This window comes from Streptomyces sp. NPDC006335, from assembly GCF_040612795.1.
Classification (GTDB): domain Bacteria; phylum Actinomycetota; class Actinomycetes; order Streptomycetales; family Streptomycetaceae; genus Streptomyces.
The window spans coordinates 1,011,373-1,026,262 of sequence record NZ_JBEXQX010000002.1 but is presented as its reverse complement, the minus strand read 5'-3'; the positions used below and the strand labels follow the sequence as shown (position 1 = coordinate 1,026,262).

General features: G+C 71.3%; 10 protein-coding genes. 2 read left to right on the top strand and 8 right to left on the bottom strand.

The features are described 5' to 3' along the window. The first annotated feature begins 55 nt into the window (after positions 1–55). Entirely contained in the window at positions 56–694 is a 639-nt protein-coding gene (locus ABZ098_RS10675) for a TetR/AcrR family transcriptional regulator (protein WP_356589259.1), read from the top strand. 105 nt (positions 695–799) lie between these two features. Next, positions 800–1,522 carry a hypothetical protein gene (locus ABZ098_RS10670; RefSeq protein WP_356589257.1) on the top strand — a complete coding sequence of 241 codons (723 nt, stop codon included), beginning with the start codon at positions 800–802 and terminating at the stop codon, positions 1,520–1,522. Positions 1,523–1,621: 99 nt separating this feature from the next. Here ABZ098_RS10670 and ABZ098_RS10665 read toward each other — a convergent pair whose 3' ends face one another. The 8 genes from ABZ098_RS10665 to ABZ098_RS10630 form a co-directional block, all read right to left on the bottom strand. After that, the gene (locus tag ABZ098_RS10665; protein ID WP_356589255.1) at positions 1,622–2,032 is read right to left on the bottom strand and encodes a hypothetical protein; all 411 of its coding nucleotides are present in this window, start codon (positions 2,030–2,032) and stop codon (positions 1,622–1,624) included. Between the two features lie 14 nt (positions 2,033–2,046). Beyond that, on the bottom strand, positions 2,047–9,471 hold the full coding sequence (locus tag ABZ098_RS10660; RefSeq protein ID WP_356589253.1) for a polymorphic toxin type 27 domain-containing protein: 7,425 nt from the start codon (positions 9,469–9,471) through the stop codon (positions 2,047–2,049). A gap of 268 nt (positions 9,472–9,739) precedes the next feature. Further along, positions 9,740–11,440, bottom strand: coding sequence for a methylmalonyl-CoA mutase family protein (locus tag ABZ098_RS10655; RefSeq protein ID WP_356589251.1), 1,701 nt, complete (start codon positions 11,438–11,440; stop codon positions 9,740–9,742). 74 nt (positions 11,441–11,514) lie between these two features. After that, a complete protein-coding gene (locus ABZ098_RS10650) occupies positions 11,515–11,847 on the bottom strand; it encodes a DUF3817 domain-containing protein (protein WP_356589249.1) in 333 nt (110 codons plus the stop codon). A gap of 43 nt (positions 11,848–11,890) precedes the next feature. Further along, the gene (locus ABZ098_RS10645; protein WP_356589247.1) at positions 11,891–12,400 is read right to left on the bottom strand and encodes a MarR family transcriptional regulator; all 510 of its coding nucleotides are present in this window, start codon (positions 12,398–12,400) and stop codon (positions 11,891–11,893) included. Positions 12,401–12,584: 184 nt separating this feature from the next. Next, complete coding sequence (locus ABZ098_RS10640; protein WP_356589245.1) at positions 12,585–13,484, bottom strand: SMP-30/gluconolactonase/LRE family protein; 900 nt, start codon at positions 13,482–13,484, stop codon at positions 12,585–12,587. A gap of 35 nt (positions 13,485–13,519) precedes the next feature. Next, positions 13,520–14,173 carry a TetR/AcrR family transcriptional regulator gene (locus tag ABZ098_RS10635; protein ID WP_356589243.1) on the bottom strand — a complete coding sequence of 218 codons (654 nt, stop codon included), beginning with the start codon at positions 14,171–14,173 and terminating at the stop codon, positions 13,520–13,522. Next, positions 14,170–14,886 (bottom strand): DUF4166 domain-containing protein, encoded by a 717-nt coding sequence (locus tag ABZ098_RS10630; protein ID WP_356589411.1) that lies wholly within the window; start codon positions 14,884–14,886, stop codon positions 14,170–14,172. Before ABZ098_RS10630 ends, ABZ098_RS10635 begins: the two co-directional genes overlap by 4 nt. Positions 14,887–14,890 lie beyond the last annotated feature (4 nt).

The window sequence follows — 14,890 nt, the reverse complement described above, 5'->3', positions numbered from 1 at the left end:
CCGCCCCGGTGATCTCCCTCACTGCGCCACAAGAACCGCCCGTTATGGTCGGAGGATGCAGAGCAGCACGCCGGCCCCGCGCGCCGCGGGGCGCCCGCGCAGCGCCGCCGCGGACACCGCGATCCTCGCGGCGACGAGGGCGGCGCTGGTGGAGCTGGGCTGGTCGAAGCTCACGCTGGGAGATGTGGCTACCCGTGCCGGGGTCGCGAAAACCACCCTGTACCGCCGCTGGGCCGGCAAGAACGAACTCGTCGTCGACGCGGTGGCCGAACTCTTCGACGAACTGGAACTCCCCGACTGCGGCACTCTGGCCGACGACATCGAGGGCGTGGTCCTCCAGTTCGCGGCGATCCTGGAGCGTCCGGAGACGCAGAGCGGTCTCATGGCCGTGATCTCGGAATCGACACGGGACGACGCGCTGCGCGGGCGCATCCGCGAGTCGATCGTCGAACGGCAGAAGCGGCTGGTCCTGGAGGGCCGCTCCCGCGCCCAGTCCCGCGGCGAACTCCCGCCGGAGACGGACCCGTTGGAGTCCGCCCGCACGGTGGACCTCATCTTCGACATCGTCGCGGGCTCGGTGGTGCACCGCTGCCTGGTGAGCTCGAAGCCGGTCGACGCGGCATGGGTGCGCAGCCTGACGCGCGTACTGCTGCTGGGACTTCGAGGGGCCGCGGACGCGGACCGGTCCGTGTAGCGGAAACGTAGTAGTCAAAACGTAATGAGGAAAGCGGTATTCCGTCGGTAAGATCTTTTCACCGATGCCCGCTGCCGCATACCGCGACAAGTGTCAGGAAAAAGCATGAACCTGCGAAAGGCCCTTCCGGTGGTCGCCGTACTGCCGGCCCTGTTGGTGATATCCGCGTGCAGCGGGGATTCCGACGACTCCGCGGACGAGGCGTCGCCGAGCGCGGAGAGTTCGCCGACAAGCGCGGCCGAGAAAGCGGCGGCCGAGGCGAAGCGCATCGGGGCAATGGACCCGCAGTCGCTGGAAAAGGCGGCCATCTCCGGGAAGAGCACGGGATTCGAGTTCAAGAAGGTGTCCGAGGCGGACGCTGTCGCGGGCCAGGACATGGAGGCCGACAAGCCCGAGTGCCAGCCTCTCGCGAGCCTCGCCGGCGGCTACACCCACATCAAGGCGGTGAGTGTCGAACACCGTTCTCTGCAGCCCTCGGAGGCGACGAACGCCACCATCGGTTCGATGTGGCTGGCCTCCCACTCCGAGAAGAACGCCGAGCGGGTCATGTCCGACCTGCGCACCTCTCTGAAGAAGTGCGCCAAGGGCTTCAAGACCCTCGGCCTCACCTACAAGGACGTCAAGCACCTCAAGGACCCCTCCCTCGGTGACGACGCGGTCAGCTACCGCATCACGAACGTCGTCGCCAAGCAGTCCGTGCCGATGACGTACACGATCGTCCGCAAGGGCGGGGTGATCGCCGCGTTCTACGGGGTGAACATGCTGACCCCTGAGAAGAGCGCGATTCCGGAGGCAGCGATCGAGGCACAGTTGGAGAAGCTGGACTGACGACGTAATTCCGGATCCCGGAGATCACCTGCCCGCTTCCGCGAAAAGAAGGGGTTTCCCCGGTGCTCTGTGCACCGGGGAAGCCCCTTTCCTATTCACTCAGCTGACGTGCCCCGATTCCATCGGGAAGCCCTCAGGCCAGGGCTCACCCGAGTACAACGACTCCCGGTCGCCCATCAGCGCTCTCTCCGCCTCCCGCCAGGACGGGATGCCGCCAACGACGAAACTGCCGCCGTCCGGCTCCAGCATCCAGGTGTATTCGATGTCCTCGGCCGGAATGGCGTGCCGTTCGCTGAGTACGGCGAACTCGGCGGCGGTCGCCCTCCGGATGTGCAGCCCGTCACTGTAGAGAGGCTTGAGGAGCATCAGTTCCACATGCCCGATGTAGACCTCGACCCTCGTCGTGATGCCCTCCATCGGAGTGGCCTCACTGCCCAGAAAGAGCTGGCGATGCGACGGGTTGAACGCCGTCACCCTGAAGAGCCGCCCTTTCCGTACGAAATCTGTCACTGCGCCTCTCTTCCTCAGTCGACCGGCGTTCCGTTGGCGTACGTGAACTTCTGTGGAAAGACCTTCACGGCCTTGCCCTCGGCGTTGGTCATGTACCAGTCGATGGAAGCCCAGTTGCGGTACTCCATCCGAACGGCCGTGCGGAGCTTGATCATCTCCCAGGCGGTTCCGTAACCGCCCTTCTGGATGAGTTCCCAGTTGCTGTCCGAGATCGTCTCACCTCGCGTGAGAAGCAGGCCCAGCGCCTCGTCGGGGTCCTTCGTGCCGAGACCGTCCAAGGACACGGAGATCTTCACCCCGGGCCTCTCGACCGCTCGCTCCACGCCCACCGTCCACAGGGCGCGCTTCCCCATGCTCATGCTCTCAGGGAGCTCGGTGCCGTACACCTTGCCGTTGAAGGTGCGCCCGCCGACGGCCTTGGCCAGGCTCTCCGAACCGGGCTTGTCCGGGCCGCCGTTGACACCGAGGACGATGTGATCGCCGTCCTGCACGATGTCCTTGAGAACCGCCTGGCACTTCTTGACGATCTCGTCGTCGCCCGACGCCGCCATGACGGAGTACGACGCGACCTTGAAGGTCGCCGTGTCCGCCACCTCGCACGCCGCGCCGACCCGCTGGAAGATTTTGCGGACGATGCCCTGGACGGCGGCCTCGGTCAGACCGATGGTGCGGAGCGACTTGAAGGCAGCCATGAACCCGACGCCCGTCTTGATGGCGGCGTCCATCGCCATCACCGCGGCCTTGCCCGTCCGGAAGATCACACCCGCGACGAACCAGCTGGCCGCCCAGGCGCAGTCGCCCCAGCTGCCGCCGGACACACCCGGCGTGAGCAGCTTGGCGCAGCCGATGAAGTCCCCGAGGAGGATGTCGATCGGGTCGATGCCCGAGTTGAACTCGGTCATCGTCAGCGTGTAGCTGAGCTTCTTCGTCTCCGGCTCGGTCACCTCGGGGCCGAGGTAGAGCGTGTCGGCGGCCGGGCAGTTGCCCGTGAAGGACTCCTCCAGGCACATGTACACGTCGACGTGCGACCTGTACGTGACGTCCGCCGTGATCTTGCAGTCACCGAAGTGAATGATCGGGTTGCAGTTGTCCTTGACGACGTTCTTCGGGTCGCCGATGTACTCGATGTGGTCGAGGACCGCCCACACGCCGCCGATGCCGGTGGTGACGCCCTGCTGGATCTGCTCGCCGTTGCCCTCCGACTCGGTGCGGTCCGCCGCGTCCTGGGCCTCCTGGGCGGCGTCGCGCGCCCCCTCGGCGGCCTTCTCGGCGGCAGTCGCGTCGATCTCCGCCTTGTCGGCGGCGGTACGGGCGGCGGCCGCGTCGGCCTCCGCCTGGGTGGCGACCTCGCGGGCGTGGGCGGCGTCGTGCTCCGCCTCCGTCGCCGCGCGGTCGGCGGCAACGGCGTCCTGCTCGGCGTCGTTCGCCGCCCAGTTCGCCGCCAGCGCGTCCTCACCGGCTGACATCGCGTAGCCGTCGGCACGGGTCGCCGACGCCTGCGCGGCCTTGGCGTCGGCCGCGGCCTGGTTGGCCGAGGCCTGCGCCCGCTGGTACGCCTTGGCGGCGCGCAGCGCGTCGGCGGCGGCAGCGGCCGACGCCTCCAGGGCCAGCTTCATGTCGGCCGCGGCCTGCGCCGCGAGGGCCTTCGCCTCGGTCGAGAACTCCTCGGCGAGACCGGCCGTGGCAGCCGCCGCGGCCGCCTGCTGCTGGGCGATCGTCAAGGACGACTGCCCGGTCAGGACCGCGAACGCAGCGGAGCTGTCGTCCTGCCGGTACGGCGTGCCGAGGGCGATCGCCTCCTGCGCCGGCCGGGTCACGGCAGCGGCGGAGTCGCGGGCCGCGAGCGAGGACGCCACGGCCGCCTGGGCCTTGCCGGCGGTCACCGCCGCCCAGTTCGCGGTCTGCTGGGCCTCGGTACGGGCGGCAGCGGCCTCGGCCTTGGCGGTCTTGGCCGCCGCGTTCGCCTTTTCGGACTCCGCCTTGGCGCCCTTGGCGTCGGCCGCGGCCGCCTCGGAGGCGTCGATGGCTTCGGCCGCCTTCGCGTGCGCGGTGGCGGCGGAACCGGCGGCGACCAGGTACGACGCCCAGGTGGCGTCGGCCGCGGACCGAGCCCGGGCCGCGGCGCCCTGTGCCTTGGTCGCGGCCTCGCGCGCGTTGACGGCGGCGGCCGTGGCCGCGTTCGCCGACGCGCGGGCGTTGGTGGCCGCCGTGGTGGCGGTGTTCGCGGCCGAGCGGGCGTCGGTGGCGGCGGCACGGGACGCCGTGGCCGCCTCCGTCCCCTCGTCGGCTGCGGCGTTGGCCTCCAGGGCCTCGGCCTTCGCGACCAGCGAGTCGCGCCGCTGCTCCGCCTCCAGGGCGCCGTCGCGGGCGGCGACGGCGTCCCTCTCGGCCTGTTCGGCCACCTTCCGCTTGTCGGCGGCGACCGTGCCGGACGCCTCGGCCGAGGCGCGGGCATCGCTCGCGACCCGGCCTTGGGCGACGGCGTCGGCCTCGTGGCCGGAGGCGATGTCACGCTCGCGCTCGGCGGTGGCCCGGTAGGCCGCCGCGTTGGCGCGCTCCATCTCGGCGACGGCGCGGGTCCGCTGCGCGTCGGCGGCGGCCTGGCGGGCCTCCTCCTCCTCGCGGGCCGCGTCCTCCTTGGCCTTCTTCGCGATGGCCGCGTTGTTGGCGGCGGAGGTGGCGTACGCGTCGGCCTTGTCGGCGGCGGCCTTCGCCTGGGCGGCGGCCTCCTGGGCGGCGATGCGGCGGAACTCGGTGTTCACCGCGTGCGCCTCGGTCTTCGCCAGCGCCAGCAGCGCCTGCGAGGTGGAGACCGTGGCGTTGGCCGCGTTCAGGGCCGTCTCCGTCGCCTTGGCGGCGGCGGTCGCGGCGGCCCCGGAGGCCCGGGCCACCTGCACCGACTGCTGGGCGTAGGTCAGACCCCGGCCGCGCGGCACCTCGGCCGCGTCCGCGATGCCGTACGCCTGCTGCTGGGCCGTCACCGCGCGTGTGGCCGCGGTCTGGGCCGCCGTCGCCTGCTGCTTGGCCGTGGTGACGAGGGCCTGCACCTTCCCGCGGGCGCGGGCGAGGTCCGTGTTGGCCCGGTCGAACAGCGCCTTCTTGGGCTTGAGGATGCTGTTCGGGTCGTTCTCCAGCTCGTCGTGCCAGTACTTCTGCCAGAGCAGGATCTGCTCGGCGAGCCATGCCTGGCCGATCGCCTCGATCATGGTGTCGGTCGCGACCCGGGTGGCCGCGGCGGCGTCCGCCTCGGCCTGCAGGATGGCGGCGCGCGGGGCGGCCTGGGCGGCGTACTCCGCGTTCCACTCGGCGGTCGCCGTGGAGACGACCGCACCCAGGGCGTTGTTCGGGTCGACCGGGTCCTGGTGGTCGCAGGACGACCAGGCCTGCTTGAGGTTCTCCACCTCGAAGCGGTACTCGGCGGAGTCCGCTGCGGGGGCCTCGCTCAGGAAGCCGCCGTGCCGGAGGTAGGACGCGACGTCCGTGGCGGTGGTGCCGCCGGCGAACCTCGTCTGGTTGACGGCCGTGTCGCGGAGCATCTCGTCCGCGGCCCAGTCGTTCCAGATGTCCTTGCCGCGGTTGTCCTCGGTGATCTTCCTGGCCTGTGCGACGGCCCCGACGCCGGCGTTGCTGTGCCCGTCCCAGCCCAGGCGACCGGCGAGCTCCGCCTGTGTGAACAGGGTGAACTGCAGGACCGCCGCGTCGAACTTGGGCGCGTGCAGCGAGATCTCGTCGCTGAACGAGCTGAGCGCGTAGGGCCGGTTGGCGTCCTCCAGGCCGGAGGTGCGGGCGGCGGAGGTGTCGCGGTAGGCGAGGGCCGCCGTACGGTCCTTGCTGCTCGCCTGGCCGAGGGGTTCGAGCCCGATCATGCCGCTGTCACCGACGATGGCGTGCAGTTCGGCGGTGCTGCCGGTCAGGCCCTCGATGGCCTTGGCCTTCATGTTGGCGCCGCCCACGTGCAGGGCGACACCGGCGATGCACTGGTCCCGGCGCGGTGTGCTGCGCTTGTCGCTGATGAGCCGGGTCAGTTCGACCAGCTTGGCCCGTCCGTCGTAGGCGTCCAGGAAGATCTGCCGGATGCCGGTGGCGACCTTCTCGACGGCCTCGGCGAGAGCGGGGATCCTGCCGACGATCACAGCGGAGGACTGGACGTCGACGAGGGACCACAGGCAGTCCTCTGTGCCGTCGACCGCCAGGCACTGCTTGACCTTGGCGGTGCCGAACTCGTCGAGGAGGATCTGCCCGCCGTTCGCGGACGTCCACTCGACCACGTCCACCGAGACCGCGGCGAGCGCGTCCTGGTAGGCGTCGAGACAGGTCTGGCCGCAGGCGTCCAGGAGGATCTGCTTCTCCTGCGCGCCGAGGACGGCCCAGTTGGCGCTGCCGCCCTCGATAGGCGTGTTGCCGTCCTTGAGGGCGTCCTGCCGCTCGGCCTCGTTCTTCTCGCGCTGTTCCTGCTCGGCCTGCGCGGCGGCGTCCTCGGCCGCGTTGCTGTCGGCGTCGGCGTCGGCCGCCTTCGCCTCGGCGTCCTTGGCGTTCTGTTCGGCCTCGGTCGCCTCGTTCGCGGCGTCGCCCGCGGCGCCGGCCGCCCGCTCGGCGAGCTCGTCGGCCTGCGCGGCGCTGCGCTCGGCCTCGGTGGCCTCCCGGTCGGCCTGGGCGGCCTCGGTCTCCGCCTCCCCGGCGGTGTTGCGGGCGCTCACGGCGTCCGAACCGGCCTGCTGGGCATGGTCGGTGGCGGACTCGGCCGCCTTCCGCGCGGCCGTCTGCGCGCTCTGGGCCTCCGTCGCGGATGCCTGGGCGCGGGCGACGGCCCGGGTGGCGCGCACCGAGTCGGTCGCCGCCTGCGCGGCGGCCTCGGCGGCGAGCTTGGCGTCGCCGAGCGCCTGGTCGGCGGCCCGCTGGGCGGCCTCGGCGGCTTCCGCGGCCTCGTCGGCCTTGGCCTCGGCCGCGGCGGCCTGCTGCTCCGCGAGGGTCTTCGAGGTCTGTCCGACCAGTACGGCGAACGCGGCCGAGGCGTCCTTCTCCTGGTACGGGGTGCCGATGGCGACGGCCTCGTTGGCGGCGGCGATGGCCTGGCCCGCGCTGTCGCGGGCGGCGAGCGCGGCCTGTCCGGCGGCGTAGGCGCGGCCGGACGCGGTGGCGGCCGTGGTGACGGCGGACGCGGCCCCGATGCCCGCGGCGGAGGACTCCTCGGCGGCCTTCTTGGCCGCCTCGGTGGCGTTCTCCGAGGCGGTGGCGGCGTTGTCGGCGCGCAGCGCGGCGTCCTGGGCGGCGTCCAGGGCCTTGGCGGCCGCGGCGTGCGCGTTCGCGGCGGCACCGGTCGCCTTCAGGTACGACGACCACGCCTCGTCGGCGTTCGCCCGGGCGCGTTCGGCGGCCGCCTCCGCCTTGGTGGCGGCGGAACGGGCGGCGACCGCGGCGGCCTTCGCCTGGTCGGCGGCGGTCTGTGCGGCGGCGGCCGCGGTGGCCGCCTCGGACGCGGCCGTGCGGGCCTTGTCGGCGGCCTCGCGGGTCTCCCCGGCGGCCGAAGTGCCCGCGGCGGCCGTCGCGGCTGCCTGGAGGGCGGCGGCACGGGCCGCGGTGGCCTGCTTCTTCTGGAGTGCGGCGACGGCGGCGGCACGGGCGGTGGCGGCGGCCTTCGCCTTGGCGTCGGCGGCGGTCCGCTTGTCCTTGGCGGTGCCGGCGGACGTGGTGGCGGCCGACTTGGCCTCCTCGGCGGCGGTCTGCCGGGTGGCCGCCTGTGCCTCGGCCTCGCCGGCCTTGGCGCGCTCGGCCGCGGCCTGGACGCGGGAGGCGACGGCGGTCGCCTTCTCCACCTCGGCCGCGGCGCGCTTGGTCTGCGCGGTGGCCGCGGCCTTACGGGCCTCCTCGCCCTCCGACTCGGCGGTGGCCTGGGCCTGCTTCGCGGTGGTGGCGCTGTCCGCGGCGGCCTTCGCCTCGGCGTCGGCGGTGTCCGCGGCGGCCTTCGCCTGGGCGGCGGCCTCCTGCGCGGCGATCCGGCGGAACTCCGTGTTCACCGCGTGCGACTGCGTCTGCGCCTTGGCCAGCAGGGTCTCGCTGTCGGCGACGGTCGCATTGGCCGCTTCCAGCGCGGTGCGGGTCGCCTTGGCGGCGGCTTCGGCGGCGGCGCTCGAGGCGCGGGCGACCTGGACCGACTGCTGGGCGTACATGAGCCCGCGCCCGCGCGGCACGTTGTCGGCGTCGGCGATGCCCCACGCCTGCTGCTGCGCGGTGGACGCCTTCTGAGCGGCGGTCGCGGCCTCGGCGGCGCGCTGCTCGGCCGAGGTCACCAGTGCGGCCACGTTGTCGCGGACCTGGGCGAGGTCGGCGTCGGCCTTGTCGTAGAACGCCTGGTCGGGCGGGCTGAGGGCGCCCGGGTCGGCGGCGAGCGTGTCCTGCCAGTACTTGCGCCAGGTCAGGATCTGCTCGGCGCGCCACGCCTGGCCGATGGCCTCGATCATGTCGTCCGTGGCTTCACGGGTGGCGGCAGCGGCGTCCGCCTCCGCCTGCATGATCGTGGCCCGCGGGGCCGCCTGGGCGGCGTACTCCAGCTCCCACTCGGCCATCGCGGTCATCACCGGGCCGTTGAGAGCCCGCCGGATGTCAACCGGGTTCTGGTAGTCGCAGGCGGCCCAGGCCTGCTTCAGGTCCTCGACGACGATCCGGTACTCGGCGGAGCCCTCGGCGGGCGCCTCCTTCACGAAGCCGCCGTGCTTGAGATAGAACGCGATGTCGCTGGCCGTCGTTCCGCCCGAGAACTGCTTCTGGCCGACGTTCCAGTCCTCGAGCATGTCGTCGGCGGCCCAGTTCTCCGCCATCTCGTTGGAGTCCCGGTTGGCCTCGGTGATCTCCTTGGCCCGCGCGACGGCTTCGGCACTGGCGTTGCTGTGCCCCTCCCAGCCGAGCCGGCCGGCCAGCTCCTGCTGGGTGAAGAGCGTGAACTGCCGTACGTCCGCGTCGAATTCGGGCGGATCCCACATCATGTCGTCACTGGCGTACGCGGACTTGGCGTACGGCGTGTTCGCCTCGTCGAGCGCGGTGGTACGGGCGTCGGAGGCGTCACGATAGGCGAGGCCCGCGTCCTGGTCCGCGTCGGAGGCCTGGCCGAGGGGTCCGAGCCCGATCCAGCCCCGGTCCCCGATGACGGCGTACAGCTGCTCGGCGGTGCCCGTCAGGCCCTCGATCGCCTTGGCCTTCATGTGGGCGCCGCCGTAGTGCAGCGCCACACCGGCGAGACAGCGGTCGAGCCGTGTGTACTCTCCGACGCTGTTGCGGTAGTACCCGGTGTCTTCCTCCGGGGTGGTGTCGGCCACGGCCGGAGCGGCCTGCACCAGGCCCATCAGTACGGCGGCCGCGGTGACGAGAGCCGTCCCGCTGACGCCTCGCGTGATCGCGTCACGCAGACGTCGTCGGCGTCTGCCGACGTCTTTGAACGATGGCATGTGGGTGTGCCCAACAATCTCTCGACGCTCGGCAGCATCCACCATGGGCATGACAGGCAACGCGGTTGTCGCCGCAGCGACCTTCCCCCCGTGCGGCATGCGCCAGCACTCGCCCCCCAATGAGCTGACGCCGCCGCTTACCCGACGACGGTCTCACGGGGGTGATCTTCACGGGAAGGTCAAAAAAATCCCATGAATCTTCCAGATCGCGACAAGAACAGACAAAGCTCGCCGCCATTTGATCAGATCGTTACCAACGGACTGGAACCTAGAACCCCGCCGGCTCCGTGTACCCGCCCCACTCATCCCGCAGCACCCCGCAGATCTCCCCCAGCGTCGCCTCCGCCCGCACCGCGTCCAGCATCGGCTCGATCATGTTGGACCCGTCGCGGGCGGCAACGAGCATGCCGTCCAGGGCAGTCCGTACGCCACCCTCGTCCCGCTGGGCCCTCCGCCCCGCGAGCGCCCGCACCTGCTCCCGCTCCACCTCGTGGCTCACCCGCAGGATCTCCAGGTCCCCGGTGACCGAGCCGTGGTGGACGTTCACCCCCACGACCCTCTTCTCGCCCTTCTCCAGGGCCTGTTGGTACCGGAAGGCCGCTTCCGCGATCTCCCCGGTGAACCACCCGTCCTCGATCCCCCGCAGGATCCCGGACGTGATCGGGCCGATCGGGTGCCGCCCGTCCGGATGCGCCCTTAGCCCCCGCTCCCTGATCTGCTCGAAGATCTTCTCCGCGTCCGCCTCGATCCGGTCCGTCAACTGCTCCACGAACCACGAACCGCCCAGCGGATCGGCCACGTTGGCGACCCCGGTCTCCTCCATGAGCACCTGCTGGGTCCGCAGCGCGATCTCCGCCGCCTGTTCCGACGGCAGCGCGAGGGTCTCGTCCAGGGCGTTGGTGTGCAGGGAGTTGGTCCCGCCCAGGACGGCCGCGAGCGCCTCCACCGCCGTACGGACGACGTTGTTGTACGGCTGCTGCGCGGTCAGCGAGACCCCCGCGGTCTGGGTGTGGAACCGCAGCCACTGCGCCTTCTCGGACCGCGCCCCGTACACGTCCCGCATCCAGCGGGCCCAAATACGCCGCGCCGCGCGGAACTTGGCGATCTCCTCGAAGAAGTCGACGTGCGCGTCGAAGAAGAAGGAGAGACCGGGAGCGAAGACGTCGACGTCCAGGCCGCGCGAGAGTCCCAGCTCCACGTACCCGAAGCCGTCCGCGAGCGTGTACGCCAGCTCCTGCGCGGCAGTCGAACCGGCCTCGCGGATGTGGTACCCGGACACCGACAGCGGTTTGTAGGCGGGGATGCCGGCCGCGCAGTACTCCATGAGGTCGCCGATGAGGCGCAGGTGCGGCTCGGGCTGGAAGAGCCACTCCTTCTGCGCGATGTACTCCTTGAAGATGTCCGTCTGGAGCGTGCCGTTGAGGACGGACGGGTCCACTCCCTGGCGCTCGGCCGCGACCAGGTACATGCAGAAGACGGGGACGGCGGGCCCGCTGATCGTCATGGACGTCGTCACGTCACCGAGGGGGATGTCCCGGAACAGGACCTCCATGTCGGCCGCCGAGTCGATGGCGACGCCGCAGTGCCCGACCTCGCCGAGCGAGCGGGGGTCGTCGGAGTCCCGGCCCATCAGCGTCGGCATGTCGAAGGCGACCGACAGGCCGCCGCCGCCGTTGGCGAGGATCTTCTTGTACCGCTCGTTGGTCTGCTCGGCGTTCCCGAACCCGGCAAACTGCCGGATGGTCCAGGTCCGCCCCCGGTAGCCGGTCGGGTACAGCCCGCGCGTGAAGGGGTACTCCCCCGGCCACCCGATCCGCTCGAAGCCCTCGTACACGTCCCCCGGCCGTGGCCCGTAGACGGGCTCCACGGGATCGCCGGAGAGCGTGGTGAAGTCGGCCTCACGCCTGCGCGAGGCGTCGTACCGGGCCTGCCAGCGTCGGCGGCCCTCTTCGATGGCGTCAGCGTCCATACCATCGAAGTTACTAGGACGTCCTAGTAAACGTCGACAGGCGACCGCCGTACGCGTGCCGTACGGCGGTGGGGTTACGCCTTGACGGGTGCCGGAGCCGCGTCGACGACCTTGCCCTCCAGCTCATGGGTGATCTTCCGCTCCACGAAGAACGCGGCGGTCGGGATCGTCCCGGAGAGCAGCACCCAGGCCAGCTTGCCGAGCGGCCACTTGGCCTTGGAGCCCAGGTCGAACGCGAAGACCAGGTAGATGATGTACAGGACGCCGTGGATCTGCGAGACGACCAGGGTCACGCCCTCACCCATGTCGAAGCCGTACTTGAACACCATGCAGGTGCACAGCACGAGCAGCATGACGGCGGTGACGTAGGCCATCACCCGGTAGCGGGTCAGCACGCTCTTCTTCATGGCGTCGAGCGTAACCGTCCGTTCCGGGAGATCTTGCCCCGGGTCAGTCCTCGTCGAAGTCCCGCGCGGCGACCCTCAGCGGGCGCAGCATCGCGAAGATCTCCGCGCACTCCTCGGCGTCGTACACACCGAGGCCGAAGTCCATCGCCATGAGGTCCCGCGTGGCGGCGTCGACGACCTCGCGGCCCTTGTCGGTGATGGAGGCGAGGGTGCCGCGGCCGTCGTTGGGGTTGGGGCGCTTGTCGACCAGGCCGGACCTGACCAGGCGGTCCACGGTGTTGGTGACCGATGTGGGGTGCACCATGAGCCGCTCGCCGATCTTCGACATCGGCAGCTCGCCCGCCTTGGAGAAGTTGAGCAGCACCAGCGCCTCGTACCGCGCGAACGTCAGCCCGTACGGCTTGACCACCGCGTCGACCTCGGCGAGCAGGATCTGGTGCGCACGCATGATCGAGGTGATGGCGGCCATGGACGGCACGTTTCCCCAGCGCTGCTTCCAGAGCTCGTCGGCGCGGGCGATGGGGTCGAAGGGAAGACTGAGCGGCTTCGGCACGGCACCGACCTTACCGGCCGGTCACATCGTGGTCAGCAGTGTCTCGCCCTTCAGACTGCTCGGGCTGGGGGTCGGGTGACGGACGGCCCGTCGTGGCGCCGGTGATCACAACTCCCCAAGGGCGCGGGGAACTGCGCGACCAGCCCCCCACCGACCCGCACCCGCCCCTCCCCCCCCCAGTCCGCTACACCCTCGGCGCTCCCGTCACCGACATCACCAGCGAGTACAGAGAACTCGTGGCCGCGATGAACATCCGGTTCCCCTTCGGCCCCCCGAACGTCACGTTGGCCACCGGCTCAGGCACCCGCACGCGCCCGATCAGCGTGCCGTCGGGGTCGTAGCAGTGGATGCCGTCGGCCAGGGCGGCGGCCCACAGCCGGCCCTCGTCGTCGAAGCGGATGTTGTCGAAGTGGACGCCCTCATCCGCCTCGGCGAAGACCTTGGCGCCCGAGAGCGTGCCGTCGGCGTGGACGTCGTACTGGTGGATCCGGGCCGCCCGTGAGTCGGAGACGTACAGCCGCTGCTCGTCGGGGGACAGGATCACCCCGTTGGGCCCGTCCAGCCCGTCGGCGGCGAGAGCCACCTCGCCCGTGCCCGGGTCGATCCGGTACACACGGCACGCCCCGATCTCCGACTCGGCCCGGTGCCCCTCGTAGTCGCTGAGGATCCCGAAGTCCGGGTCGGAGAACCAGATCATGCCGTCGGAGCGTACGACGGAGTCGTTCGGGCTGTTCAGGCGCTTGCCCTGGTAGCGCTCGGCCAGGACGGTCACCGTGCCGTCGGGCTCGGTGCGGGTGACGCGGCGGTTGCCCTGTTCGCAGCTGACGAGGCGGCCCTGGGGGTCGACGGTGTTGCCGTTGGTGTTGCCCGCCGGGGTGCGGAAGACCCCGACCGTTCCGGTGGCCTCGTCCCAGCGCAGGAGGCGGTCGTTCGGGATGTCGCTCCAGACGAGCTGGCGCCACGCGGGCAGGTACAGCGGCCCCTCGGCCCAGCGGCAGCCGTCGTAAAGGGTCTCCAGCTTGCTGTCGCCGTTGGTGCAGGGCCGGAAGCGGTCGTCGAGGATCTCGTAGAGGCTGTCGGGCATGGGGGTCCTCTCGGGTCGGGTTGGGACGCGTGCGGTCAGCGGCGGCCGCCGGTCCTACGCAGATGGTGGCGCACCGCGCGCTGGGCGACCGGCCCCAGGTCCTCCAGCGCGGCGACCAGCACGCCGAGCTGCTCCAGGGCGTCCAGGGCCGAGGTGGCGCCGGCCGCGTCGACCCCTTCGTACAGCTCGATGCCCACGAAGGAGGCGGCCACCGCCCGGGCCAGGCCGGCGGGATCGGCGAACTCTCCGAAGGGGGTGGCCGCGAGGACCCGGGTGAGGACCTGCTCGATCTCGGTGATCCACAGGTGCAGGCCCGCCGCCGTGGCCGGGCCGAGGGTGGCGTGGGTCTGGGCGCCGGCCAGGAGCTGGCCGAGGAGGGCCACATGTCCTCCGGCCCGCTCCTCCTCGTGGACCTGCCGTCCCACCGCGAGGAGCTCGGACAGCGAGGTCACGTCGGCCAGCCGGGCCCGGTAGCGGGCCACCGACCGCTCCGCCCCGTAACGGCAGGCCGCGGCGAGGAGCTCGTCGACCGTACCGAAGTGGTAGAAGACCAGGGCCTGGTTGACGCCCGCGGCCGCCGCGACCGTGCGGGCGGAGGTCTTGGCGATGCCCTGTTCGGTGAGGGTGCGCAGGGCGCCGTCGAGGAGTTTGGCCTTGGTCTCCTGGGACTTGGCGGACTCGGGGCTCATGCGCGCGCCTCCTCGCGCACGGGGCGCAGGCCCGGCCGTACTCCGCGGGCCGTGACGTCGCCGTACGTCGCCTCGAAGGAGCCCTCGTAGCCGAAGAGCGGGCCGAAGTACCGGTTCACGACCCGGACCGCGATGCGGAAACGGCCCGTCCTGTCGTCGTACGACTCCCGCACCTCCGCCCTCGCGCCGATCAGCTCGGGCACCCGGACGTCCACCACGCCCTCCCGGAACCGGTGCTCCCCGGACCGGATCAGCAGCGAACCGTCGGGCTCGGCGCGGAAGTGCAGCTCGCTGGCCAGGTGCTGGTGGGTGCCGAGGTAGTCGAGGATGCGGTCGCCCTTGGGGCTCAGCACCATCTGGGCGTCGAAGCGGCGGGGCCGGCCGGGCAGGTGGAAGGTGCGCACGAAGGTCACCGTCTCACGGCCGTAGGTGTCCAGGTAGGGCACGTTCTCGATCACGAACGGCACGTTCCGTCCCGGGCTCGGCACCAGGATGTTGCGGGTCGTGCCGAGGGCCAGGAAAGGCTTCACGAAGGCCCCGCCGTGCCAGACGCGGTCCATCACGCCCCGGCCGGTGCAGGTCTCGCCGGACTCCAGGCCGACCGAGAAGCGGCGCTGGAGCCGGGGGTGGAGGCGGTCGAAGTCGGCACCCATCACCGTGCGGAACATCGAGGTGCGGAACGTCGAGGGGCGGGACATCGAGGTGCGGGGCATCGAG